This is a genomic window from Bradyrhizobium sp. 22 (genome assembly GCF_000482425.1).
GTDB classification, from domain to species: Bacteria; Pseudomonadota; Alphaproteobacteria; order Rhizobiales; family Xanthobacteraceae; genus Bradyrhizobium; species Bradyrhizobium japonicum_B.
This window is the reverse complement of the sequence record NZ_KI519400.1, coordinates 1,266,965-1,292,934: the sequence shown is the minus strand read 5'-3', so window position 1 is coordinate 1,292,934 and position 25,970 is coordinate 1,266,965. Positions and strand designations below refer to the sequence as shown.

The window sequence follows — 25,970 nt, the reverse complement described above, 5'->3', positions numbered from 1 at the left end:
TTGCCCGACGCCGCAAAGCGGCTTCGGCGTGTCCGAAATTCTTCAACCTTTTCAACCCCATTCTACTGTGCATGGGGTTGTTTTCGCATTTTTTGTTTGGCAGCGGGTCTACCCCGCCCCCGCGCGTTTCTTCTGCCAGACGAGGTGCACCGCGCAGGTGCAGCCCGGCGGATGCGAGGCGAGGTCGTTCGACGGCTCGTCGTTCGCAGGCTTTGCCGCGAAAGCCTTGTCCTCTCGCGACGGGATGTAGTTCAGCACCGGCGCCAGCCAGCGCTCGGTCTCCGCGACGCTCATGCCCTTGCGCGCGGCGTAGTCCTCGACCTGGTCGCGCTCGATCTTGCCGACGCCGAAATAATAGCTCTCGGGATTCGCGAAGTAGAGGCCCGAGACCGAGGAGCCCGGCCACATCGCAAAGCTCTCGGTCAGCTTCACGCCGGCCGTCGCCTCCGCATCGAGCAGCTCGAACAGCGTCGCCTTCTCGGTGTGGTCGGGCTGGGCGGGATAGCCCGGCGCGGGGCGGATGCCCTGGTATTTCTCCAGGATCAGATCTTCGCTGGAAAGCGTCTCGTCCGGCGCATAGGCCCAGAACTCGCGGCGCACGCGGGCATGCATGCGCTCGGCGAAGGCTTCGGCGAGGCGGTCGGCCAGCGCCTTGCACAGGATCGAGGAGTAGTCGTCATTGGCCATCTTGAAGCGGTCGGCGACCGCGTCCTCGCCGATGCCGGCGGTGACGACGAAGCCGCCGATATAGTCCGGCACGCCCGCGGGCGCGATGAAGTCGGCGAGCGCGGCGTTGAAGCGGCCTTCGCGCTTCTCCAGCTGCTGGCGCAGCGTGTGCAGCGTCGCGATCTTCTTGGTCCTGTTATCGTCGGCATAGAGCACGATGTCGTCGCCTAGCGCATTCGCCGGCCAGAAGCCGATCGTTGCGCGGGCCCGGAACCATTTCTCCTTGACGATGATGTCGAGCATCTTGCGCGCGTCGTCATAGAGCGAGCGCGCGACCTCGCCGACCTTGGCATCGTCGAGGATGGCGGGGAAGCGTCCGGCGAGCTCCCAGGTCTGGAAGAACGGCGTCCAGTCGATGTAGTCGATCAGCTCGGCGAGGTCGTAGTCGTCGAAGCTCTTGATGCCGAGGAAGGTCGGCTTCACCGGCTTATTGGCGGTGAAATCGACCGGCACGCGGTTGGCGCGGGCGTCAGCCAGCTTCAGGCGCTTCTTGTCGGCCTGCGCGCGCAGATGCGCTTCCGAGATCTTGGCGTATTCGGCGCGCACCTCGGCGGCATAGGCCTCGCGCTTCTCGGGCGAGAGCAGCGAGGACGCAACGCCGACGGCGCGGCTGGCGTCGTTGACATGCACGACGGGCCCGGCGCGATAGCTCGGGTCGATCTTGACGGCGGTATGCACGCGGCTGGTGGTGGCGCCGCCGATCAGCAGCGGCAGCTTGAGGCCTTCGCGCTGCAATTCGCCGGCGAAGAACGCCATCTCGTCGAGCGAGGGCGTGATCAGGCCCGAGAGTCCAACGATGTCGGCCTTCTCCGCCTTCACGGTCTCGACGATCTTGGCCGCGGGCACCATCACGCCGAGGTCGATGACCTCGAAATTGTTGCACTGGAGCACGATGCCGACGATGTTCTTGCCGATGTCGTGGACGTCGCCCTTGACGGTCGCGAGCACGATCTTGCCGGCGGACGAGGAGCCCTCGGTGCCGATGCCGTTGGCGAGGTTGCGCGCCTTCTCCTCCTCCATGAACGGCATCAGCCAGGCCACCGCCTGCTTCATCACGCGCGCGGACTTGACGACTTGCGGCAGGAACATCTTGCCGTCGCCGAAGAGGTCGCCGACCACGTTCATGCCGGCCATCAGCGGGCCCTCGATCACGTCGAGCGGACGCGAGGACTGCTTGCGAGCTTCCTCGGTGTCCTGCTCGATGAATTCGGTGATGCCGTGCACCAGCGAATGCGACAGCCGCTTCTCCACCGGCCATTCGCGCCAGGCGAGATCGGCTTCCCTGCTTTCCGTCTTCTTGCCGCGGAATTTCTCGGCGAGTGCCAAGAGCCGCTCGCTCGCGCCCGGATCGCGGTTGAGGACGACGTCCTCGCAGGTCTGGCGCAGCTCCGGATCGATGTCGTCATAGACGATCATCTGCCCGGCGTTGACGATGCCCATGTCCATGCCGGCCTTGATGGCGTGGTACAGGAACACCGAGTGCATGGCCTCGCGCACCGGCTCGTTGCCGCGGAACGAGAAGGAGAGGTTGGAGACGCCGCCCGAGATATGCGCGCCCGGCAGGTTCTGCCGGATCCAGCGCGTCGCCTCGATGAAGTCGACGCCGTAATTGTTGTGCTCCTCGATGCCGGTCGCGATCGCGAACACGTTCGGATCGAAGATGATGTCCTCGGGCGGGAAGCCGACCTTGCTCACCAGGATGTCGTAGGCGCGCTTGCAGATCTCGGTCTTGCGCGCGAACGTGTCGGCCTGCCCGACCTCGTCGAACGCCATCACCACCACGGCCGCGCCGTGGCGACGGGCGATCCTGGCTTCGTGGATGAACTTCTCCTCGCCCTCCTTCATCGAGATCGAATTGACCACCGGCTTGCCCTGCACGCATTTCAGGCCGGCCTCGATCACCGAGAATTTCGAGGAATCGACCATCACGGGGACGCGGGCGATGTCAGGCTCGGCGGCGACGAGGTTGAGGAAGGTCACCATCGCGGATTCGGAATCGAGCAGGCCCTCGTCCATGTTGACGTCGATGATCTGCGCGCCGTTCTCGACTTGGTCGCGCGCGACCTGCAGCGCGGCGGTGTAGTCGCCGGCGGTGATCAGCTTGCGGAAGCGGGCGGAGCCCGTGACGTTGGTGCGCTCGCCGACGTTGACGAAGGGAATCGCGTCCGTCAGCACGAACGGCTCGAGGCCGGACAGCCGCAGGCGCGGTTCGATCGCGGGCACGATGCGCGGCTTGTGCGGGGCGACGGCCGCTGCAATCGCCGCGATATGGTCCGGCGTGGTGCCGCAGCAGCCGCCGACGATGTTGACGAGGCCGTCGCGGGCGAACTCGCCGATCAGCCGCGCCATGTACTCCGGGCTCTCGTCATACTGGCCGAACTCGTTGGGCAGGCCGGCGTTGGGATAAGCACAGACCAGCGTATCGGCGACGCGGCCGATGTCTGCGATATGCGCGCGCAAATCCTCGGCGCCGAGCGCGCAATTGAAGCCGATGGTGACGGGCTTGGCGTGCCGCACCGAATTCCAGAACGCCTCCGGCATCTGGCCCGAGAGCAGGCGGCCGGACTTGTCGGTGATGGTGCCGGACACCATCACGGGCATGTCGATGCCGCGCTCTTCGGTGATCTCGGCGATCGCATAGAGCGCCGCCTTGGCGTTCAGCGTGTCGAAGATGGTCTCGACCAGCAGGAGGTCGACGCCGCCATCGAGCATGCCGCGGATCTGCTCGCCATAGGATTTGCGCAAATCGTCGAAGGTGACGGCGCGGTAGCCGGGATTGGAGACGTCAGGCGAGATCGAGGCGGTGCGGTTGGTCGGGCCGATGGCGCCGGCGACGAAGCGCGGCTTGCCGTCCTCGGCCTCGACGCGCCGTGCGGCGTTGCCGGCAAGGCGGGCGCCTTCACGCGCCATCTCGTAGACGATGTCGGCGAGGTCGTAATCGGCCTGCGCGATCGACGTGGTGGAGAACGTGTTGGTCGCGACGATGTCGGCGCCGGCGCGCAAATAGGCGGCGTGGATGTCCTCGATCGCCTGCGGCTGGGTCAGGATCAAGAGGTCGTTGTTGCCGCGCAGGTCGCGATGGAAGTCCTTGAAGCGCTCGCCGCGGAACGCTTGCTCATCGAGCTGCAGATTCTGGATCATCGTGCCCATGGCGCCGTCGAGCACCAGGATGCGCTCGCGCGCGGCGTTGAGCAGGGCAGTTCGCTTGGCGGAAACGGGGACGGTCATTTTCTCTCACGCAGCCTTCTGGACGCTCTTGGCGCGGATGCCGAGCAAATGGCAGATCGCGAACACGAGATCGGCGCGGTTCATGGTGTAGAAATGGAAGGTGTCGACGCCGTGCTTGGCGAGCTTCTGCACCTGGCCGGCGGCCACCGTCGCCGCCACCAGCTTGCGGGTCTCGGCGTCGTCGTCGAGGCCCTCGAACTTCGCGGCGAACCAGTCCGGCACCGTGGTGCCGGCGCGGGTGACGAAATTCCGGGCCTGCTTGAAATTGTGCATGGGCATGATGCCCGGCACGATCGGAATATCGATGCCGCGGGCGCGGACGCGGTCGAGATAGCGGAAGTAGAGGTCGTTGTCGAAGAACACCTGGGTGATCGCACGCGTCGCGCCGGCATCCACCTTGGCCTTCAGCGTGTCGATGTCGGCGTCGAAGTCGCGCGCCTCGGGATGCTTCTCGGGATAGGCCGAGACGGACACTTCGATATCGGCGTGCCGCTTCTTGATCCCGGCGACGAGCTCGGCCGAGCTCTGATAGCCGTCGGGATGGCTGGTATAGGGCGTGCCGATGCCGCCGGCGGGATCGCCGCGCAGGCCGACGATGTGGCGGACGCCGACCTCGTGATAGCGGTCGACGATCTCGTCGATCTCACCGCGCGAGGCGCCGACGCAGGTCAGGTGCGCCGCCGGCAGCAGCGCGGTTTCCTTCAGGATCCGGGCGATGGTCGCATGGGTGCGCTCGCGCGTGGAGCCGCCGGCGCCGTAGGTCACCGAGACGAATTTCGGGTCGAGCAGGGCGAGCCGGTTGATGGTCTCCCAGAGATTGCGCTCCATCTCCTCGGTCTTGGGTGGAAAGAACTCGAAGGAGATCGCAGGCCGCTTCAGGTGCCCGTCTTGCCCGTCGGCCCGGGCAGGAATCGTCAGATCGGTCATGGCACCACTCACTCCAGATTTGCCGCCAAGAGATTCATCGCCACGTCTCGGCGCCAGATTCGGCGGCCGACCGTCAGCTCAACTGGCGCGCAGGATAAGCCAAAGACGACTTGATCGACAGCCCATCGGGGATGGGAAGTAGCCCACTTCTGTCGATATTTCTGGAATTTTACGTCTTTGATGGATTGTGGTGGGATACCCGGCTCATAAAAATAGAATATATGTATCAATACAATATGCAGGAAGCGGGGTCAAATCCAGGGATTCAGGTCGGTGGGCAGGTCGAAGTAATCGTTATCTAGATGTTAATTGGCCCATCGCATCGCCGAACTGCCGCATCTGCTCTCGGCCGGCACACGTCAGACCTGCGCAGCCGCCCATTGTCGCCGCGCGGCCGTCCACTACGTTAGGCCGCCATGATCCCGCTCTCCGTTCTCGACCTCTCCGTTGTCACCACCGGCACCAAGCCTGCCGCGGCGCTGCGCAACAGCATCGATCTGGCGCGCCATGTCGACGGCCTCGGCTATGTCCGCTACTGGCTCGCCGAGCACCACAACCTCGCCTCCGTCGCGAGCCCTGCGCCCGACGTCATGATCGGCCAGATTGCGGCGGTGACAAAGCATATCCGCGTCGGCTCCGGCGGGGTGATGCTGCCCAACCACGCCCCGTTGGTGGTGGCCGAGCGCTTCAAGATGCTGGAGGCGCTGTTTCCCGGGCGCATCGACCTTGGCCTCGGCCGCGCGCCCGGGACCGACGGTGCGACGGCTTACGCGCTGCGCAGCCGGCTGGATCGCCGCGAGGGCGACGATTTTCTGGAGCGGCTGCACGAACTGATCCTGTGGCAGACCCGCGAATTCCCCGCCGGGCACCCCTACAACGAGGTCGTCGCCATGCCCGACGATACCGCCCTGCCGCCGATCTGGCTGCTTGGCTCCAGCGACTATTCCTCGGAGCTATCAGCGCAGATCGGCATGGGCTTCGCCTTCGCCCATCACTTCGCCTCCCACGATGCCGTCGATGCCATGGTGCATTACCGCAATCGGTTCCAGCCCTCAGCCTGGCGCGCGAGCCCGCACGCGATCCTCGCGGTCGCCGCCATCGCGGCCGATACCGATGCGGAGGCCGAACGGCTCGCCTCTTCGTTCGACCTCAACCGGCTGCGCCGCGACCGCGGTCAGTATTTGCCGCTGCCGAGCGTCGAGGAGGCGCTGGCCTATCCTTACTCCGACGCCGAGCGCGCCTCGATCCTGCGCAACCGTTCCCGCCTGTTCGTCGGCAGCCCCGCGACCGTGCAGAGGAAGCTGCAGCCGCTGATCGAGGCGAGCAAGCCGGACGAACTGATGGTGATCACCGCCGTTTACGATCACGAGGCGCGGAAAAGGTCGTATTCGCTGCTGGCGGAGGCGTTCGAGCTGGCGAAGCCGGCGGCTTAAGCGGTCTCGTGCCCCGGACGCAGCGCAGCACGCAGTGATGCGCTGCAGAGCCGGGGCCCATCATGCCTATGGGTATTGCGGCCTCTGGGTCCCGGCTCGCGCTTCGCGCGTCCGGGACACGAGACTAACTCTGCTGCGATTCGCTGAACGTCGCGCGGAACGGATGGCCGGGATAGACGCCGACGATGCGGAATTCGCGCGAGAAGAATTTCAGCTCCTCGATGGCGAAGGCGAGGCCCTTGTCCTCGGGATGGCCGTCGACGTCGGCGTAGAACTGCGTGGCGAAGAAATTGCCGTCGACCATGTAGCTTTCGAGCTTGGTCATGTTGACGCCGTTGGTGGCAAAGCCGCCGAGCGCCTTGTAGAGCGCGGCCGGCAAATTGCGCACCCGGAAAACGAACGTCGTGACCAGCGGGCCGGAGCCCTGCGCGGCCCATTTCGGCTCGCGCGCCAGCACCACGAAGCGCGTGGTGTTGTGGGCCTCGTCCTCGATGTCCTCGGCGAGGATGTCGAGGCCATAGATCTTTGCGGCGAGGCGCGAGGCGATCGCGGCCACCGTCTTGTCCTTGCGCTCGGAAATGTCGCGGGCGCTGCCGGCGGTATCGGCGTGAACGATCGGCTTGATGCCGAGCTTGCGGATGATGCGGCGGCACTGGCCGAGCGCATGCACATGGCTCTCGACGCTCCTGATGTCCTCGAGCCTGGTCCCCTTCACCGCCATCAGCTGATGCCGAACGGGGAGAAACCACTCGCCGATGATGAAGAGACCGGAGGCCGGCAGGAGATGATGGATGTCGGCGACGCGGCCCGCCACCGAATTCTCGATCGGGATCATGCCGAGATCGGCCTCGCCCGACGAGATCGCCGACAGCGCGTCCTCGAAGGTGGCGCAGGGCATCGGCTCGGCGTCCGGATAGGCCTCGACGATGGCGATGTGGGAATTGGCTCCGGGTTCGCCCTGGAATGCGATCTTCATCTTGCTCATGATCGGCCTTGTAACAGCGGCTCAGGATTTGGAAAGGATGCTGCGGGCGGTTTCCAGGTCCGCCGGCGTATCAACTCCGCGGGGCACTGTATCCACGATGGTGAAGTCGATGCGCATTCCGGCCTCCAGCGCGCGGAGCTGCTCGAGCTTTTCCTGCAATTCCAGCGGAGACGGCGGAAGCGAGACGTAGCGCTCCAGCGCGGCGCGGCGGTAGGCATAGAGCCCGATATGGTGGTACCGCGGTCCGTCGCCGTAAGGGGCCGTCGCGCGGGTAAAGTAAAGTGCGCGCATCCGCCTGCCGCCAAGCGAGGTTCCGATCGCCTTCACCACGCTCGGCGCGAGGTCCTCTTCCTCGGTGTGGATCTGCGAGGCAAGGGTCGCGATGTCCACGGCCGGGTCGTGCAGCGGAGGCAGCACCTCGCGGATGTTGTCGATCGTGATGGTTGGGAAATCCCCCTGGAGATTGACCACGATCTCGGCCCTGCCTTCCGGATCGAGCTTCTGCATGGCCTCATGGATGCGGTCGGAGCCGGAGGGGTGATCGGGGCGGGTCATCACCGCCTCGCCGCCATGTGCGGCCACCACTGAGGCGATCTCCGGCGTGTCGGTTGCGACTGCGACCCGGCCGATGGCAGCGGCCTCGGCGCGGCGCAGCACATGGACGATCATCGGCAGTCCCGCGATATCGGCGAGCGGCTTGCCGGGCAGGCGGGTGGCGGCCATGCGGGCCGGGATCAGCACCAGGATGCGAGGGTCGATCATAGGGTCAAGTTCTTGGGGTCAAGTTCTTGGGGGCAAGGTGTTGGGGCAAGGGTCTGGAAACGGGGCGTTTTTCGCGCCGAGCAAGGGGGTGGGGACGAGCCTGAAGGCGGCTCGCTTATACGGGTTGCCAGACCCCGGGCAAACCGATATCTCAATGGCAAAACTCGGGGAAACGATAGCGAACGGTTGATTCTCCCGAGGCTCGTCCTGGCGGCCGCCCGGCCGCTCGATCCTTCTTGCGGTGTGGGGCCTGGCCGGAAATGGACTCTTTCGAACTCAATAAAATTCTCGGTGCCTTGCTCGGCACCTGTCTCTTCTTGCTGGTGACGAGCTTCACCGCGAATGCGCTGTTCTCGCCCAAGGTGCCGGAAAAGCCGGGCTTCGAGATTGCGGTGAAGGAAGATGCCGGCCACGGCAAGGAAGGCGCCGCTGCGGCCGCACCGTCCGAGCCGATCGAAAAGCTGCTCCAGACCGCCTCCATCGAGAAGGGCGCCGCCGCCGCCAAGAAGTGCGGCGCCTGCCACACCTTCGAGAAGGGCGGCCCGAATCGCGTCGGGCCGAACCTCTATGGCGTCGTCGGCGAGCCGAAGGGCCAGGGTCGTGGTGGCTTCAACTTCTCGGCCGCCATCAAGGCCAAGGGCGGCAACTGGACGTTCGACGATCTCAACAAGTTCATCGCCAATCCGAAGGGCTTTATCCCGGGCACCGCGATGGGCTTCGCCGGTATTGCCAAGGATTCCGAGCGCGCCGACGTCATCGCCTATTTGAATTCGCTGTCGGAGCATCCGCAGCCGCTGCCGACGGCCTCGAAGTAAGGCCTCAACAATCTGTCTTGGAAGAGGCGGCCAGGCTGAGAAGCCTGGCCGTTTTCGTACCCGGGCCTCCCGGTGAATTTATCGGGGCGTTTGGCCGCATCTGGCGGGCCATCCGGCCCTTCAAGATGAGGAAAAAGCAACATATTCGGTCGAAACCTCGCCTATATTGGGAACTTAAAGGAGTAACCTCCTTCAAGACAGGGATGTTGATTTGGCCATTACCCGACGCGATCTCCTGCTCACAGGCACTGCGGCCGCAGCGCTTCCCGTCCTCGGTTCCGCAGCGGGCATTCCCGCCATCGGCTCAGCGCAGGCGCAATCCGCAACTGAGCTGCCTTGGCGTCATGCCCTGTCGCTGTTCGGGAAGGTCAAGTACCCCGCGGATTTCAAGCGCTTCGACTACGTCAATCCGGAAGCGCCCAAGGGCGGCGCCGCCCGCCAGATCGCCGTCGGCACCTTCGACAATTTCAACATCGTCGTGTCGGGCGTGAAGGGGCAGGTCGCAGGTGCCGTCGCGTTCATCTACGAATCCCTGATGACGGCCTCGCTCGACGAGGTCTCGACCGAGTACGGCGCGCTGGCCGAGGCCGTCAGCCATCCCGACGATTTCTCCTTCGTCACCTACCGCTTGCGGCCGCAGGCCAAATGGCACGACGGCAAGCCGGTGACTGCGGACGACGTGATCTTCTCGCTCGATTCCTTCAAGAAGCACCACCCGATGTACTCGGCCTATTACAGCCATGTGGTCCGGGCGGAGAAGGTGGGCGAGCGCGAGGTGAAATTCGTGTTCGACGCGCCGGGCAACCGCGAGCTGCCGCAGATCGTCGGCCAGCTCACGGTCCTGCCGAAGCATTGGTGGGAGGGGACCGACGCGCAGGGCCGCAAGCGGGACGTTTCGGCGACGACGCTCGAGGTGCCGCTCGGCTCCGGTCCCTACCGGGTCAAGGACTTCGTTGCAGGCCGGTCGATCGCACTTGAACGGGTCAAGGATTATTGGGGCCGCGACCTGCCTGCCAATGTCGGCCGCAACAATTTCGACGAGCTGCGCTACGAATATTTCCGCGACGCCACCGTGGCGATCGAAGCCTTCAAGGCCGACCAGGTCGATTGGCGCACCGAGAACAGTGCGAAGAATTGGGCGACCGCCTACGACTTCCCGGCCGTGACCGAAAAGCGCGTGATCCTCGAGGAATTCGTCAATCGCAGCTCAGGCGTGATGCAGGCCTTCGTGCCGAACCTGCGCCGCGGCAAGTTCAGCGATCCCCGCGTGCGCCGTGCGCTCAACTTTGCGTTCGACTTCGAGGAGATGAACAAGCAGATCTTCTACGGCCAGTACAAGCGCATCAGCAGCTATTTCGACGGCATCGAGGAGCTCATGGCAACCGGCTTGCCGCAGGGCAAGGAGCTCGAGATCCTCGAGACCGTGCGCGCCCAGGTCCCACCCGAAGTTTTCACGACGGCCTACAGCAATCCCGTGGGGGGCAGTCCGGAGGCTGTGCGCGAGAATCTGCGCGAGGCCCTGCGCCTGTTCAAGGAAGCCGGCTACGAGGTGCGCGACCGCAAGTTGGTCGACGTCAAGACCGGCGCCCAGTTCACCCTGGAACTGCTGAACTCGGATCCGAGCTTCGAGCGGATCACGCTGTTCTACAAGCCGTCATTGGAGCGGCTCGGCATTGCCGTCAGCGTGCGGACAGTCGATCCGACCCAGTACGAGAACAGGACGCGCGAATGGGATTTCGACATCGTCACCAACTCGTGGGGCGAGTCGCAGTCGCCGGGTAACGAGCAGCGCGAGTTCTGGTCGTCCAAGTCGGCCGATATCGCGGGGTCGCGCAATATCGCGGGCATCAAGAATCCGGCGATCGACAAGCTGATCGAGCGCTTGATCTACGCCACCGATCGCGATGATCTCGTCGCAGCCACCAAGGCTCTCGACCGCGTGCTGCTGTGGAATCACTACGTCGTGCCGCAGTGGACCTACAACAAGATCCGCACGGCGCGCTGGGATCGCTTCGGCCGGCCGGCGGAGTTGCCGAGATATGGTCAGTCCGGCTTCCCGTTCATCTGGTGGTACGACGCAGACAAGGCGGCGCGGATCGCAAAGAAGTCGTGAAGGATATCCCCGCATGACGCAGATGTCACGCCGCCACGTGCTGGCCTTGGGTGTTGGCGGCGCCCTCGGGGCGTCCATGGGGGCGCCGTTGCGCCGTGTGGGTGCAACGGAAGCCGGGACCGAGGCGCACGGCATCTCGGCGTTCGGCGATCTCAAATATCCCGCCGATTTCCACCATTTCGACTACGTCAACGTCGATGCGCCGAAGGGCGGCACGTTCTCGCTGATCCCGTCGGTGCGGGCCTATAATCAGTCCTACCAGACCTTCAACTCGCTCAACGCCTTCATCCTGAAGGGCGATGGCGCGCAAGGCATGGACATGACATTCGCACCGCTGATGGTGCGCGCGAGCGACGAGCCTGATGCGATGTACGGGCTCGCCGCCAGATCCGTGCAGATCTCGCCGGACCGGCTGGTTTACCGCTTCACGATGCGGCCGGAGGCCAAATTCCACGACGGCACCAAGCTCACCGCGCACGATGCGGCGTTCTCGCTGATGGCGCTGAAGACCAAGGGGCATCCCCTGATCCTCGTGCAGCTCCGCGACATGGTCGGCGCGGAAGCGGTCGACGATGCAACGCTCGTCGTCACCTTTGCCAAGGGGCGGGCGCGCGACGTGCCGCTCTATGCCGCCAGCCTGCCGATCTTCTCGAAGGCCTATTACGCCTCTCGCCCGTTCGATGAATCGTCTCTGGAGATTCCGCTGGGATCAGGTCCGTACAAGGTGAGCAAGTTCGAGGTCAATCGCTATATCGAGTATGAGCGGGTGAAGGACTGGTGGGCTGCCGATCTGCCGCCCTGCCGCGGCACCTATAATTTCGATGCCGTGCGCTATGAGTTCTATCGCGATCGCGACGTCGCCTTCGAGGGATTCACCGGCAAGAACTATCTCTACCGCGAGGAGTTCACCTCGCGGATCTGGGCGACGCGCTATGATTTCGCCGCCGTCAAGGAGGGCCGCGTCAAGCTCGAGGTCGTGCCCGACGACACGCCGTCCGGCGCGCAGGGCTGGTTCATCAATACTAGGCGCGACAAGTTCAAGGACCCGCGCGTGCGCGAGGCCCTGATCGATGCGTTCGACTTCGAATGGACCAACAAGACCATCATGTACGGAGCCTATGCCCGTACGGTGTCGCCGTTCCAGAATTCCGATCTCATGGCGAGCAACGGGCCGCCGTCGCCGGAAGAGCTGAAGCTGCTGGAGCCGTTCCGCGGTCAGGTTCCCGATGAAGTGTTCGCTGCGCCCTTCGCGCCGCCGGTTTCCGACGGCTCGGGGCAGGACCGCGCTCTCTTGCGCAGGTCGCAGCAGCTGCTCAACGAAGCCGGCTATCCGATCAAGGATGGCAAGCGAATACTGCCGAGCGGAGAGGTGTTCAAGATCGAATTCCTGGCGGAGGAGCCGTCGCTTCAGCCGCATCACGCGCCGTATATCAAGAATTTGGCAACGCTCGGCATCGAAGCAAGCCTCCGCCTCGTCGATGCCGTGCAATATCGCGCGCGCGTGGAGGATTTCGACTTCGACATGACGATCCAGCGCTTCAGCATGTCGGCGACGCCTGGCGATGCCATGCGCGCGTTCTTCTCCTCGCAGGTGGCGAACACCAAGGGCTCGTACAATCTTGCGGGCGTCGCCAGCCCGGCCATCGACGCCATGATCGAGAAGATCATGGCGGCCGACAGCCGCGAGGAGCTGACCGTCGCTTGCCGCGCGTTCGATCGTCTGTTCCGCGCCGGCCGCTATTGGGTGCCGCAATGGTACAACAAGACGCATCGACTGGCTTACTGGGACCAGTTCGGTCATCCGCCGAAGCTGCCGCGTTACGCCAACGGCGTGGGCGCGCCCGATATCTGGTGGCATGAACCGGCCAAGGCCGCCAAGCTGGAGCAGGCGAAATAATCATGAGCGCCTATATTGCCCGCCGTCTCCTCCTGATGATTCCGACCCTGCTCGGTATCCTCTTCGTCTCCTTCGTCGTGGTGCAGTTCGCGCCGGGCGGCCCGGTCGAGCGCGTGATCGCGCAACTTTCGGGGGCCGATACCGGTGGCACCTCGCGCATTTCGGGCGGCAGTGACTTTGCACAGCGCGCGCCGGGACAAGTCGGCGCCGGCGGCGATGCCATCAACTCGAAATACCGCGGCGCGCAGGGCCTCGATCCCGATTTCATCAAGAAGCTCGAGGCACAGTTCGGCTTCGACAAGCCGGCCCCCGAGCGTTTCGCGCTGATGGTGTGGAATTTTGCCCGCTTTGATTTCGGCAAGAGCTATTTCCGCGACGTCAGCGTGCTCCAGCTCATCAAGGAAAAGCTGCCGGTCTCGATCTCGCTCGGGATCTGGCTGACGCTGATCACCTATCTGATCTCGATCCCGCTCGGCATCCGCAAGGCGGTCAAGGACGGCACGCGCTTCGACACCTGGACGTCGACCATACTCGTGCTGGGCTATGCGATTCCCGGCTTTCTGTTCGCGATCCTTCTCATCATCCTGTTTGCCGGCGGTTCTTTCTTCAACTGGTTCCCGCTGCGCGGACTGACCTCGGACGGCTGGTCGCAGTTTCCCTGGTACTGGAAGATCATCGATTATTTCTGGCACCTGACGCTGCCGCTGATCGCGATGGGATTGGGTGCGTTCACCACCATGACGTTCCTGACCAAGAACTCGTTCCTGGACGAGATCCGCAAGCAATACGTCATGACCGCGCGCGCCAAGGGCTGCAGCGAGGGCCGGGTGCTTTACGGCCATGTCTTCCGCAACGCGATGCTGATCGTGATCGCGGGCTTCCCCGGCACCTTCATCCACGCCTTCTTTTCGGGCTCGCTGCTGATCGAGACCATCTTCTCGCTGGACGGGCTCGGGCTGCTCAGCTTCGAGAGCGTGCTCAACCGCGACTATCCCGTGGTGTTCGGCACGCTCTACATCTTTTCGCTGGTCGGCCTCGTGATCAATTTGGTCTCCGACCTCACCTATATGTGGATCGACCCCCGGATCGATTTCGAGGCGCGGGAGGTCTGATGACGCTGACCGCGCCGACGCCGATCGAAACCACAGCGAAGTCGCCCCTTGGCGACGCCGTTCCGATCACGCGCAAGCCGTTTGCGCCTTCGCCGCTCAACAGGCGGCGCTGGCAGAACTTCAAGGCCAACCGCCGCGGCTACTGGTCGTTCTGGATCTTCATCGCCCTGTTCGTTGTCTCGCTGTTCGCCGAGCTGATCGCCAACGATCGTCCCTTCCTGATCAAATTCGACGGCCGTCTCTATTGGCCCGCTTTCGTGACCTATTCGGAAACCACCTTCGGCGGCGATTTCGAGACGGCGGCCGACTATCGCGATCCGTACTTGCAGAAGCTGATCAAGGACAAGAACGGCAGCATCGTCTGGCCGCTGATCCGCTATTCCTACGACACCCACAATCTCGATCTACCGACGCCGGCGCCGTCGCCGCCGACCTGGATGCTGACCGAGAAGCAGTGCCAGCCGGTGGTGGAGAAGAAGGGGCTGAAGAGCTGCCGCGACCTCGAATACAACTGGCTCGGCACCGACGACCAGGGCCGCGACGTCGTCGCGCGGCTGATCTATGGCTTCCGCATCTCGGTGCTGTTCGGCCTTTGCCTCACCATCATCTCGTCCGTCATCGGCATCGCCGCGGGCGCGGTGCAGGGATATTTCGGCGGTCGGGTCGATCTGATCTTCCAGCGCTTCATCGAGATCTGGACGGCGATTCCCTCGCTCTATCTTCTCCTGATCCTGTCCTCGGTGCTCGTGCCCGGCTTCTTCGTGCTGCTCGGCATCCTCCTGCTGTTCTCCTGGGTCTCGCTGGTCGGTCTGGTGCGGGCCGAGTTCCTGCGCGGGCGCAACTTCGAATACATCCAGGCGGCGCGGGCGCTCGGCGTGTCCAACCCGGTCATCATGTTCCGCCACTTGCTGCCGAATGCGATGGTTGCGACCATGACGTTCCTGCCCTTCATCGTGTCGAGCTCGGTGATGACGCTGACGGCGCTCGATTTCCTGGGCTTCGGCCTGCCGCCGGGATCGCCTTCGCTCGGCGAATTGCTGTCGCAGGCCAAGTCCAACGTGCAGGCTCCCTGGCTCGGCTTCTCCGGCTTCTTCTCGGTCGCGATCATGCTGTCGCTCCTGATCTTCATCGGCGAAGCGGTGCGCGACGCCTTCGATCCGCGCAAGACGTTCAGGTAAGGTCATGGACGCGATCAACCAGCCCCTGCTTGCCGTTCGCGACCTCTCGGTGGCTTTCCACCAGGGCGGCGCCACCACGCTCGCGGTCGACAAGGTCTCGTTCCAGATCAAGCGCGGCGAATGCCTGGCGCTGGTCGGCGAATCCGGCTCCGGCAAGTCGGTCAGCGCGCTCTCGATCCTGAAGCTGCTGCCCTATCCGAACGCCTCGCATCCCTCGGGCAGCATCCGCTTCAAGGGGCAGGAGCTGATCGACCGTTCGGAGCAAGAGATGCGGGAGATTCGCGGCAGCGATATCTCCATCATCTTCCAGGAGCCGATGACCTCGCTCAATCCGCTGCACACGATCGAGGCGCAGATCGGCGAGATCATCCAGTTGCACAATCCGACCAGCAACGCGGAGGCCCGCAGGCGGACGCTGGAGCTGCTGACGCAGGTCGGCATTCCCGAGCCCGAGACGCGGCTGAACAGCTATCCGCATCAACTTTCCGGCGGCCAGCGCCAGCGCGTGATGATCGCGATGGCGCTCGCCAACGAACCGGATCTGCTGATCGCGGACGAGCCGACCACGGCGCTCGACGTCACCGTGCAGGCGCAGATCCTGGCGCTGCTCGCCGACATCCGCTCGCGGCTCGGCATGAGCCTGCTCTTCATCACCCACGATCTCGGCATCGTGCGCCGCATCGCCGACACGGTCTGTGTGATGAAGAACGGCGAGATCGTCGAGCAGGGGCCGGTCGAGCAGGTCTTCAGGACGCCGAAGCATCCCTATACGCGCGACCTGCTCGCGGCGGAGCCGAAGCCGGATCCTGCGCCGCCGCAGCCGGACGCACCGGTGGTGATGTCGGTCAACGATCTGAAAGTGTGGTTTCCGATCAAGCGCGGCCTGATGCGCAAAACGGTCGGTCACATCAAGGCTGTCGACGGTGTCAGCGTCGCCGTGCGCAAGGGCGAGACGCTTGGTGTGGTCGGCGAATCCGGTTCGGGCAAGACCACGCTGGGGCTGGCGCTGCTGCGGCTGATCTCCTCGAACGGACGCATCGTGTTCCTGGGCAAGGATATCCAGGGCCTGCGCTTCAAGGAGATGCGTCCGTTCCGGCGCGACATGCAGATCGTGTTTCAGGACCCGTTCGGCTCGCTCTCGCCGCGCATGTCGATCGCCGACATCATCGCCGAAGGCCTCTCCGTGCATCAGCCGAAGCTGTCGCGTGAGGAGCGTGAGGCGCGCGTCGTCAAGGCGCTGGAAGACGTCGGGCTGAAGCCCGATACGCGCTTCCGCTATCCCCACGAATTCTCCGGCGGCCAGCGCCAGCGCATCTCGATCGCACGCGCGGTGGTGCTGGAGCCGGATTTCGTCGTGCTCGACGAGCCGACCAGCGCGCTCGACATGCTGTTCCAGGCCCAGATGGTCGATCTGTTGCGGGAGCTGCAGCGCAAGCGCGAGCTCACCTACATGTTCATCTCGCACGATCTGCGCGTCGTCGCCTCGCTTGCGAGCCATTTGATCGTGATGCGCGGCGGCAAGGTCGTCGAGGAGGGACAGGCCGCCGAGCTGTTCAAGAACCCGAAGACGGATTACACGCGCGCGCTGTTCGCGGCGGCCTTCCGGCTGGAGACGTCGGGGAACGGCTCGGTGGCGACGTAAGCCCGTCAGAGCCGCTTGATCGCAACGACCTCGCTGCCGGCCTGCCTGATTCGCGCAATGGCCGGTTCGATCGGCTCGATCATTGTCGCCATGTGATACGCGTTGGCGTGAACCATGGTGCTGCCGTCGCGGGCGATCGCGACATGCCCCTTCCAGAAGATCAGATCGCCGCGCCGCAAGCGGCTTCGCTCATGCGGCTCGAGTGCGCGGCCGAGACCGGCGAGCTGCATGTCGCTGTCGCGCGGGCAGCCGGTGCCCGCTGCCGTCAGCGAGACCTGGACGAGGCCGGAGCAGTCGATGCCGAGACTGCTCTTGCCGCCCCAGAGATAGGGCGTGCCGACGAAACGCTCGGCGATTGCGACGAAATCCGGCTCGCGATGATCGAGCGCAGCGAGATGCGCTTTCGGCAGATATCTGCCGTCGTGCGTCACGGCAAAGCTGCCGTCCTCGCGCGCCACGGCGAGCCTGGATCCCATCACGAGCGTCTCGGCCGGCGGCAGCTTGATCGATGGGCCGGGGAAGGCAAACGTCCGCAATGCGCTGACCACGTGGGTCGGGGCGGCCGACGGCTTTACGAGCGCGGCATCCGGCAGCCAGCCGACATAGCCGTCGCCATTGAGCTGTCCCCACGCCCACCCCTCGCCGTTGCGGTCATAGATCGTGATCCGCTCGCCGCGCAGGGCCTCCGTCATCAGCATCGCGCTCGAGGACGGCTGCTCGCGCACCGGCGCGACCGGCTCGATCACTTCGAATTCCTCGCCCGCGACGAAGCGATCCGCCTGCACCTTGCCTTCGAGATATTTCGCGGCGAGGTCGCCCCGCGCCGGTGTTATTCGCGGATCATGCATAGCGCTCGCTCAGCAAGGTGTAGATGGCGCGCGCGGCCTGGCACTCGCCGCCTTCGGGGCGTGCCGGCTTGGCCGACGGGGTCCAGCCGTAGATGTCGACGTGCAGCCAGCTCCCGGCGTGCTCGACGAAGCGTTGCAGGAACAGCGCGCAGGTGATCGAGCCGGCAAAGCCGCCCGATGGCGCATTGGTGATCGTGGCCGTCTTGGAGTCCAGCCACTGATCGTAAGGCGGCCACAGCGGCATGCGCCACAACGGATCGTTCTCCTTCACCGCGCAGCGCGCAAGGTCGGCGGCGAGGGTCTCGTCATTGGTGTAGAAGGGCGGCAGATCCGGCCCGAGCGCGACACGCGCCGCGCCGGTCAGCGTGCCCAGGTCGATCAGCAGGTCGGGCTTCTCCTCGTCGGCCAGCGCCAGCGCGTCGGCGAGCACCAGGCGCCCCTCCGCGTCGGTGTTGCCGATCTCGACCGTGATGCCCTTGCGCGAGGTGAAGATGTCGAGCGGGCGAAAGGCATTGCCGGCGACGGCGTTCTCCACCGCCGGAATCAGCACGCGCAGGCGCACCTTCAGCTTCGCATCCATCACCATGCGCGCCAGCGCCAGCACGTTGGCGGCGCCGCCCATGTCCTTCTTCATGATCAGCATGCCGCTCGACGGCTTCAGGTCGAGCCCGCCGGTGTCGAAGCAGACGCCCTTGCCGACCAGCGTCACCTTGGGATGATCGGGATCGCCCCAACCGATGTCGATCAGCCGCGGCGCGCGGCTGGAAGCCATGCCGACGGCGTGAATCAGCGGGAAGTGCTTCTCCAACTCCTCGCCGATGGTGCAGGCGAAGCTCGCGCCGAACTCGGCGGCGAGGGCTTGCGCGGCGGCGGCGAGCTCGTCCGGCCCCATGTCGTTGGAGGGCGTGTTGATGAGGTCGCGGGCCAGCATCGCCGCACCGGCGATCCGCTCGATCTCGGCGGGGTCGACGCCATCAGGCGGCGCCAGCCGGACCTCGGGCCTGTCAGCCTTGCGGTAGCGCGCGAAGCGGTAGGTGCCGAGCGCAAAGGCGAGCGCCGCCAGCCGTGTATCGTGCGGCGCATTGGCAAAGCGATAAGTGCCCGGCGGCAGCAGCCCGGGCAGGGCGCCGGGCCGGAACAGGTCGCGCGATCTTGCACCCTCATCCTCGAGGCCGAACAGCACCTGTGCGAGCGCGCCATCGGGCGAGGGCAGGGCGAGATAACCGCCGGGCTTGGCGGCAAAGGCGCATGAAGCGGCGAACTGGCGTTGCGGCGGCGGCAGCGCCTCGGCGACCTCATCCCAGCTCGATTTGGTGACGAACGTGATCGGGATGGCGGTGGATGACGTCTCGAAGAAGGGCATTGGCGGGTCCGGATCGTCGGATCAAACGGGTGATGCGAACGGACGAGACTTCGCAGAGTTTCGTCACGGCTGCAATCGGCATTGCTGACACCGTTTCGGCGAGCGCTACTCGCGGCAAGGGGGCCATGCTAGGTTCCGGCAAGGGTCGCCAGGGCTGGAGATCGGGCGGGCGACGACAAACGCGCCGGGAGGACATGCAATGGAATTCGTGTGGAGCGTGGTCATGTTCATCGGCCATGCCGTTGAGGCGATCCTTGGCTATGTCGAGCACCACCATTGGATCTTTGCGCTCCTGGCCGGCGGTTACGTGTTCTATCTCCACGACCGCTCGGTCCACGCGCGGTTCGATGCACTCGACAAGCGCGTCGACGAAATCCGCAAGCGGCTTGCGATCGAATATTGAGAGGCGGCAATGGCTGCGGGATCCGGACCGGCAGGCGCTCGGCCTCGATCCCGACCTTGGCACAGGGGCCCCCGCAGGCGTGGGCGAGGTGCGGCCTGGGAAGCGGCGTTAACCCGCCGTTAGGGTTAACAGCCTATTGCTGACGCGTTCGGCTCGATCAATCGGCTCGAGAGTCAAGGCGTCATGCGTCAACGGTTCAGTCTCGCCCGGCTTCTTGCGTCCACCTCGCTGGTCGCGGCGGTCGCCATGGGCCTCGGCGGCTGCACGGGCATGTCGAAGCTCTCCGACGTGACGGGCTCGCTCGGCGGACCACGGGCAGAGGCGGCTCCCACCGATCCCACGCGCGCCGTCGAGGTCTACGGCGAGCGCTACCGTGCCAATCCCAGGGATGCCGAGGCGGCGCTGGCCTATGGCCAGGCCTTGCGCGCCAACGGCCAACGCGCCCAGGCCGCCGCGGTGCTGGAGCAGGCGACCATCGCCAATCCCGGCAACAAGGCTCTGCTCGCGCAGTATGGCCGCGCGCTCGCCGACAACGGCAATTTCCAGCAGGCCTACGACGTGCTGTCGAAAGCGCATTCGCCTGACAATCCGGACTGGCGCCTGCTCTCGGTGCAGGGCACCGTGCTGGACCAGATGGGCCGTCACGAGGAGGCGCGCTCCTATTATGCGAGCGCGCTCAAGATCGCGCCGGGTGATCCCGGCGTGCTTTCCAATCTCGGCCTATCCTACATGCTGTCGAAGGATCTGCCCAAGGCCGAAGAGGCGTTGCGGCAAGCCTACGCTTCGCCGCGCGCCAGCAGCCGGGTGCGGCAAAATCTCGGCCTCGTCGTCGGTCTGCAGGGCCGCTTCGCCGAGGCCGAGACCATCGTGAAGGCGGATCTGCCGCCGGATCAGGCCGCGGCCAATGTCGCCTATCTCAAGGACATGCTGAGCCGCAGCGACCATCATCGCGGCGGGCCGAAGCGGACCCCGGTCGCCGCGCTCAACCAGCCCGACTGATCAGGATCTGATCTTCAGCATGCGAAGCCGTCCCACGGACCGCGCGGGGTCGACGGCTCGTGTCACTGCATCTCGGTGATCTTGATGCCGGTCGGTCCGAGAATGACCACGAACAGCACCGGCAGGAAGAACAGGATCATCGGCACCGTCAGCTTCGGCGGCAACGCGGCGGCCTTCTTCTCGGCCTCGGTCATCCGCATGTCGCGGTTTTCCTGTGCCATGACGCGCAGGGACTGACCGAGCGGGGTGCCATAGCGTTCCGCCTGCTGAAGCGCGAGACAGACCGACTTGACGCCCTCGAGCCCTGTGCGTCGCGCCAAATTCTCATAGGCGACCTTGCGGTCCTGCAGATAGGACAACTCGGCCGTGGTCAGCGTGAACTCCTCTGACAGCGCGATCGACTGTCCCACGATCTCGGTGGCGACCTTCCGGAACGCCATTTCGACCGACATGCCGGATTCGATGCAGATCAGGAGCAGGTCGAGCGCATCGGGAAAGGCGCGCTTGATCGAGAGCTGGCGCTTGGAGATCGCATTCTTCAGGAACAGCATCGGCGCCTGGAGACCGAGATAGGCCGCGCCGATGCAGATGCCGATCTTGATCGGCACCGGCTTGTCCATGTGCGCGATCACGAAGACGTAGAGAAGCGAGCCGACGAAGAGCACGATCGGCGTGACCAGGCGGGCAAACAGGAAGGTGATATAGGGCGCCTGGCCGCGGTAACCGGCCATGATCAGCTTGTCCCGCGCCGCCTCTTGCGCCAGCCATTTCGTGAGGTTGAAGTCCTCCACGACCTTGGAGACCAGCTGCTTCGGGGTCTGGCGCAGCGAGACCTTTTCGTTCTTGTGAAGGCGCTCACGCTCGCGCTGCCGAATGCGCTCACGTTCGCTCGCGACCGCCTTCATGCGCTTGGAGAGTCCCTCGCCGGCGAACAGCGGCATCACCAGCGTATAGACGGTGGCGCTGGCGGCGATGGCCGCCAGCAGCATCGTCATGAAGCGGACGTCATGCAGTTTCGAAACGAGGAACTCGACCATGCATCACCGTCAGAAGTCGAAATTGATCATCTTCTTCATCACCATGATGCCGATCGACATCCAGATGACGCAGCCGACCAGCATCAGCTGGCCGGTCGGATGAGTCCAAAGCAGCGAGATGTAGTGCGGCGTCGTGAGATAGACGAGGAACATCACGATCGGCGGCAACGAGCCGATGATGCCGGCGGAGGCCTTGGCTTCCATCGACATCGCCTGAATCTTCTCTTTCATCTTCTTGCGGTCGCGCAGCACCTTTGAGAGGTTGCCCAACGCCTCGGAGAGGTTGCCGCCCGATTTCTGCTGGATCGAGATGACGATGCCGAAGAAGTTGGCTTCGGGCAGCGGCATGCGCTCATAGAGCCGGGAGCAAGCCTCGCCCAGCGGCATGCCGATCGCCTGCGTCTCGATGATGGCGAGGAATTCGCTGCGCAGCGGCTCTGGCGAATCGGCCGCGACGACCTTGATCGATTCGAACAGCGGCAGGCCGGCCTTGATGCCGCGGACGATGACGTCGACCGCGTCGGGCAGTGCCTTCAGGAACTTGTCTTCCCGGCGCTTCTTCAGGAAGCCGAGGGCCCAGCGCGGCAGTCCAAAACCTCCGGCAAAGGCGAGACCGGCGGCGCCGAGCAGGCCGCCGCCGACGAACAGGGCCGCCGCGAACAAGACGCCGGCCACGACGGCGGACACGATCCAGAACTTCTGCGGCGTCCAGTTCAGGCCGGCCTGGGAAATGCGGATATTGAGCGGAACGCTCTTCTCCTGCTGACGTCGTGCCTCGAGATCCTTCAGCGACGTTTCGACCTGCTCGCGGCGCGATCGCTGGCTCTTTTCGCTCTGCTTGGCCATCGGCGCGTCGGCACGCGCGATCGAGGCGCGCCGGCTTTCCGCCTTCCGCTCCCCGGAGAGCAGCGGATAGAGGAAGACCCAGGCGATGCCGCCGACCGCGGCGGTGGCCAGAAATGCGAGGGCGAGGACCTGTATGTTCATGGCGTCGCTGTCCTGCTCACGTCGTCGGCGCCACTTCCGCGGCGTCGAGAGCAGCGGCAAGGCGCTTCTCCTCGCCGTAATAGCGCGCGCGTTCCCAGAACTTCGGACGGCCGATGCCGGTCGAGCGGTGGCGGCCGATGATCTTGCCGTTGGCGTCCTCGCCGATCATGTCGTAGAGGAAGATGTCCTGGGTGATGATGGTGTCGCCTTCCATGCCCATCACCTCGGTGATGTGGGTGATGCGGCGCGAGCCGTCGCGAAGGCGCGCGGCCTGGACGATGACGTCGATCGAGGCGCAGATCATCTCGCGGATCGTTCGCGAGGGGAGCGAAAAGCCGCCCATCGTGATCATGGATTCGCAGCGCGACAGCGCTTCGCGCGGATTGTTGGCATGCAGCGTGCCCATCGACCCGTCATGGCCGGTGTTCATGGCCTGGAGCAGGTCGAACGCCTCGGGTCCGCGGACTTCGCCGACGATGATGCGTTCGGGCCGCATACGCAGGCAGTTGCGCACCAATTCGCGCATGGTGACCTGGCCCTCGCCCTCGATGTTGGGCGGACGGGTCTCCAGCCGCACCACATGGGGCTGCTGGAGCTGGAGCTCGGCGGCGTCCTCGCAGGTGATGACGCGCTCGTCGTGCTCGATGTAATTGGTCAGGCAGTTGAGCAGCGTCGTCTTGCCCGAGCCGGTACCGCCGGAGATCAGCACGTTGCAGCGGACGCGGCCGATGATCTGGAGGATCTCGGCGCCCTCCGGCGAGATCGCGCCGAACTTGACGAGCTGATCCAGCGTCAGCTTGTCCTTCTTGAACTTGCGGATGGTGAGCGTCGGGCCGTCGATCGACAGCGGCGGCACGATGGCGTTGACGCGGGAGCCGTCGGCGAGGCGTGCGTCGCAGATCGGCGAGGATTCGTCGACGCGCCGGCCGACCTGGCTGACGATGCGCTGGCAGATGTTGAGGAGCTGCTGGTTGTCGCGAAAGCGGATGCCGGTGCGCTGGATCTTGCCGGCGACTTCGATGTAGACGGTGTTGGCGCCGTTGACCATGATGTCGGCGATATCGTCGCGCGACAGCAGCGGCTCGAGCGGGCCGTAGCCGAGAACGTCGTTGCAGATGTCGTCGAGCAGTTCCTCCTGCTCGGCGATCGACATCACGATGTTCTTGATCGCGATGATCTCGTTGACGATGTCGCGGATTTCCTCGCGGGCGGATTCCGAATCCAGCTTGGCCAGCTGGGCGAGGTCGATCGCCTCGATCAGCGCGCCGAAGATGGTCGCCTTGACCTCGTAATAATTGTCGGAACGCCGGCTCTCCATCGCCGGGGGCGGCGGGGCCTTGGCGGGAGCAAGCGGCGGCGAGGCGACGGCCGGCGGCGGCGGGGCGCGCGACACCGTCGGCGCCGGAGCCTGGGCAGGCTCGAGCGACACGGCGCCGGGCTTGGGCGCCCGAAGGTCGGTGTCTGTTCCGCTACGCTTACCGAACACTTAACAACTCCATGCGGCGGCTATTTTCCCCGCAACTTGTCAATCAGGGGTGAAAACAGGGACGACTTTTGCTTCTTGGTCTCGCTGCGGCCGGTCAGGCGCTGGGCGATCTGAAGGAACATCTCGATCGACTTGTGGTTGGCGGAGATCTCCGCGATCATCTGGCCGTTGTTGGCCGCCGAGCCGAAGATCTGCGGCTCGAACGGGATCGAGACGATCGGCTGGCTCTCGATCGCCTTGGCGAACTCCGCGGCGGCGATTTCGGGCCTTTTCGGCACGCCGACCTGATTCAGGCAGTAGAGCGGCGGCCGGTCGTTGGGCCGCGCGGCCTTCAGCAGGTCGAACAGGTTCTTGGTATTGCGCAGATTGGCAAGGTCGGGGGCGGCCACGATCAGAATGTCGTCCGCTCCGATCAAGGCGCGCTTGGTCCAGCCCGACCATTGGTGCGGAATGTCGAGCACGATGCACGGCATGGTGGAGCGCAGCGTGTCGAACACGGAGTCGAAGGCGTCGGTGCCGAAATCATAGACCCGGTCCAGCGTGGCCGGCGCCGCCAGCAGGCTGAGATGGTCGGTGCATTTCGACAGCAGGCGGTCGATAAAGGCGGTGTCGACGCGATCGGGCGAGAACACGGCGTCGGCAATGCCCTGCGGCGGATCCTGGTTGTAGTCGAGCCCGGCGGTCCCGAAAGCCAGGTCGAGATCGGCGACGACGGCGTCCATTGCGAGGTCGCGCGCGATCGCCCAGGCGACGTTGTGCGAGATGGTGGAAGCCCCGACGCCCCCCTTGGCGCCGACCACGGCGATGATGCGGCCGACCGCCTTGGCTTCCGGCGCCGAGAACAGGTTGCAGATCGAGCGTACGACGTCGATCGCGCCGACCGGCGCGAGCACATAGTCGCTGACGCCGCGGCGCACCAGCTCGCGGTAGAGCGTGACGTCGTTGATGCGGCCGATCACGACCACGCGGGTGCCGGCATCGCAGACGGTGGCGAGCTGGTCGAGCCCGCCCAGGAGGTCGTTGCGGCCGTCGCTCTCGAGCACGATCACGTTCGGCGTGGGAGCCGAGCGGTAGGCTTCGATCGCGGCCGCCATGCCGCCCATTTGGATCTTGAGATGGGCCTTGCCGAGGCGGCGATCCTCGCCGGCCGACTGCACCGCGGCCGCGGTCTCGACCGTCTCGCAGAAGGCCTGGACCGAGACGCGCGGCGAGGGCGCGATATGCTCCTCGACCGGCGGAGGCGGGGCTTCCGGCTGCTCTTCGTGTGTCTGGCGAGCGTAGCTGATCATTTGCCGGTGTCGCTGAGTTTGGCCTTGTCGGCTTCGGGATAGGTGGTCGCGCTCGTGAGTCCCTTGCGATACTTCTCGAGACCGGTGATGCGCCGGGGAGTGTAGGACGGCGTTTCAGGCCGCGGCTGCTCGAGGTCCGACGGATTGTCGACCATCGCGGCGAGGTTGCGCTGATAGGCGCAGCCGTAATTGTAATATTCCTTGTTCTCGAACCAGCCCTTGTTCTTCATCGAAGGGCCGATGTCGTCCGGCCACAGGCCGCAGGGGCCTGCGATCGCTGCGATCTTGGAATAGGTGAGACGGATCGGTGGCAGGAAGCGCCTGTCCTCGGGCTGGTAGGGGCGAACGTTGACACCCCGCGGCGGAACGCCCGCCGCGGCCAGCATCGCCTGGATTTCGCGCATCGTGTCCGCCACCGGTCGCGCATTGGGCGTGCCGGACGGCACGTCGATGCGGATGGCGCCGGTGCCTTCGCGCAGCCATGCCGAGGCGACGCCCATCACGTCCGCACGCTGGGCCGCGGTCAATCCGCCGCGGGCATGGCCGACGAAGACGACGATCGAGCGATTCTGCTCCTCGATCGCGATCGGGTGGCGCTGCTTGTAGTCGCCGGGAATCGAGGCGGTGACGACCTCGTCGTGCTGGCAGCCACTGAGCGCGAGCGCCATTGCGACCAGCGCGCCACCGAGACGGATGGCGCGCTTGCGAAGCTGGGGTGGTCTTGTGATCATCGTGGAGTC

At 65.0% G+C, this 25,970-nt stretch carries 20 protein-coding genes; 9 read left to right on the top strand and 11 right to left on the bottom strand.

Going from position 1 to position 25,970, the window contains the following annotated elements; genetic code table 11:
* Positions 1-108 precede the first annotated feature (108 nt).
* Positions 109-3,954, bottom strand: a complete 3,846-nt coding sequence (gene metH / locus K410_RS0131435; RefSeq protein ID WP_028138555.1) for a methionine synthase — start codon at positions 3,952-3,954, stop codon at positions 109-111.
* A gap of 6 nt (positions 3,955-3,960) precedes the next feature.
* On the bottom strand, positions 3,961-4,881 hold the full coding sequence (metF, locus tag K410_RS0131430) for a methylenetetrahydrofolate reductase [NAD(P)H] (RefSeq protein ID WP_028138554.1): 921 nt from the start codon (positions 4,879-4,881) through the stop codon (positions 3,961-3,963).
* A 416-nt stretch (positions 4,882-5,297) separates the two neighbouring features.
* Between metF and K410_RS0131425 the strand changes: the two genes are divergently transcribed.
* Positions 5,298-6,314, top strand: a complete 1,017-nt coding sequence (locus K410_RS0131425; RefSeq protein ID WP_028138553.1) for an LLM class flavin-dependent oxidoreductase — start codon at positions 5,298-5,300, stop codon at positions 6,312-6,314.
* Positions 6,315-6,438: 124 nt separating this feature from the next.
* Here the strand turns inward: K410_RS0131425 and K410_RS0131420 are convergent, their stop codons facing one another.
* The gene (locus K410_RS0131420; RefSeq protein WP_028138552.1) at positions 6,439-7,299 is read right to left on the bottom strand and encodes a prephenate dehydratase; all 861 of its coding nucleotides are present in this window, start codon (positions 7,297-7,299) and stop codon (positions 6,439-6,441) included.
* Between the two features lie 21 nt (positions 7,300-7,320).
* The gene (locus tag K410_RS0131415; RefSeq protein ID WP_028138551.1) at positions 7,321-8,061 is read right to left on the bottom strand and encodes a 3-deoxy-manno-octulosonate cytidylyltransferase; all 741 of its coding nucleotides are present in this window, start codon (positions 8,059-8,061) and stop codon (positions 7,321-7,323) included.
* Positions 8,062-8,321: 260 nt separating this feature from the next.
* On the opposite strand from K410_RS0131415, the gene K410_RS0131410 reads away from it, so the two are divergent.
* The 6 genes from K410_RS0131410 (at position 8,322) to K410_RS0131385 (ending at position 16,818) form a co-directional block, all read left to right on the top strand.
* Entirely contained in the window at positions 8,322-8,876 is a 555-nt protein-coding gene (locus K410_RS0131410; RefSeq protein ID WP_028138550.1) for a c-type cytochrome, read from the top strand.
* 211 nt (positions 8,877-9,087) lie between these two features.
* A complete protein-coding gene (locus tag K410_RS0131405; RefSeq protein ID WP_028138549.1) occupies positions 9,088-10,989 on the top strand; it encodes an extracellular solute-binding protein in 1,902 nt (633 codons plus the stop codon).
* Between the two features lie 13 nt (positions 10,990-11,002).
* Positions 11,003-12,886 (top strand): extracellular solute-binding protein, encoded by a 1,884-nt coding sequence (locus K410_RS0131400; RefSeq protein WP_028138548.1) that lies wholly within the window; start codon positions 11,003-11,005, stop codon positions 12,884-12,886.
* Positions 12,887-12,888: 2 nt separating this feature from the next.
* Positions 12,889-13,998 (top strand): microcin C ABC transporter permease YejB, encoded by a 1,110-nt coding sequence (locus tag K410_RS0131395; protein ID WP_028138547.1) that lies wholly within the window; start codon positions 12,889-12,891, stop codon positions 13,996-13,998.
* The gene (locus K410_RS0131390) at positions 13,998-15,176 is read left to right on the top strand and encodes an ABC transporter permease (protein ID WP_028138546.1); all 1,179 of its coding nucleotides are present in this window, start codon (positions 13,998-14,000) and stop codon (positions 15,174-15,176) included. Before K410_RS0131395 ends, K410_RS0131390 begins: the two co-directional genes overlap by 1 nt.
* A 4-nt stretch (positions 15,177-15,180) precedes the next feature.
* Entirely contained in the window at positions 15,181-16,818 is a 1,638-nt protein-coding gene (locus K410_RS0131385) for an ABC transporter ATP-binding protein (RefSeq protein ID WP_028138545.1), read from the top strand.
* A 5-nt stretch (positions 16,819-16,823) separates the two neighbouring features.
* Here K410_RS0131385 and K410_RS0131380 read toward each other — a convergent pair whose 3' ends face one another.
* Together K410_RS0131380 and K410_RS0131375 are read right to left on the bottom strand one after the other, a co-directional pair.
* Positions 16,824-17,666: a C40 family peptidase gene (locus tag K410_RS0131380; RefSeq protein ID WP_028138544.1), complete on the bottom strand. Its 843-nt coding sequence runs from the start codon at positions 17,664-17,666 to the stop codon at positions 16,824-16,826.
* Positions 17,659-19,029, bottom strand: coding sequence for a leucyl aminopeptidase family protein (locus K410_RS0131375; protein ID WP_028138543.1), 1,371 nt, complete (start codon positions 19,027-19,029; stop codon positions 17,659-17,661). Before K410_RS0131375 ends, K410_RS0131380 begins: the two co-directional genes overlap by 8 nt.
* Positions 19,030-19,228: 199 nt before the next feature.
* Here K410_RS0131375 and K410_RS0131370 point away from each other — a divergent pair, with 199 nt between their 5' ends.
* Together K410_RS0131370 and K410_RS0131365 are read left to right on the top strand one after the other, a co-directional pair.
* Positions 19,229-19,432 carry a hypothetical protein gene (locus K410_RS0131370; protein ID WP_028138542.1) on the top strand — a complete coding sequence of 68 codons (204 nt, stop codon included), beginning with the start codon at positions 19,229-19,231 and terminating at the stop codon, positions 19,430-19,432.
* 183 nt (positions 19,433-19,615) lie between these two features.
* Positions 19,616-20,431: a tetratricopeptide repeat protein gene (locus K410_RS0131365; protein ID WP_028138541.1), complete on the top strand. Its 816-nt coding sequence runs from the start codon at positions 19,616-19,618 to the stop codon at positions 20,429-20,431.
* A gap of 62 nt (positions 20,432-20,493) precedes the next feature.
* Here K410_RS0131365 and K410_RS0131360 read toward each other — a convergent pair whose 3' ends face one another.
* From K410_RS0131360 to K410_RS0131340, 5 genes are read right to left on the bottom strand one after another with little or no spacing between them, the layout of a single operon-like run.
* Entirely contained in the window at positions 20,494-21,468 is a 975-nt protein-coding gene (locus tag K410_RS0131360) for a type II secretion system F family protein (protein ID WP_028138540.1), read from the bottom strand.
* Between the two features lie 9 nt (positions 21,469-21,477).
* Complete coding sequence (locus tag K410_RS0131355) at positions 21,478-22,455, bottom strand: type II secretion system F family protein (RefSeq protein ID WP_028138539.1); 978 nt, start codon at positions 22,453-22,455, stop codon at positions 21,478-21,480.
* A 16-nt stretch (positions 22,456-22,471) separates the two neighbouring features.
* Complete coding sequence (locus tag K410_RS0131350; protein ID WP_028138538.1) at positions 22,472-23,941, bottom strand: TadA family conjugal transfer-associated ATPase; 1,470 nt, start codon at positions 23,939-23,941, stop codon at positions 22,472-22,474.
* Between the two features lie 20 nt (positions 23,942-23,961).
* On the bottom strand, positions 23,962-25,230 hold the full coding sequence (locus K410_RS0131345; protein WP_028138537.1) for a CpaE/TadZ family protein: 1,269 nt from the start codon (positions 25,228-25,230) through the stop codon (positions 23,962-23,964).
* Positions 25,227-25,961 carry a CpaD family pilus assembly protein gene (locus tag K410_RS0131340; protein ID WP_028138536.1) on the bottom strand — a complete coding sequence of 245 codons (735 nt, stop codon included), beginning with the start codon at positions 25,959-25,961 and terminating at the stop codon, positions 25,227-25,229. The genes K410_RS0131345 and K410_RS0131340 overlap by 4 nt, the downstream gene beginning before the upstream one ends.
* Positions 25,962-25,970: the final 9 nt, after the last annotated feature.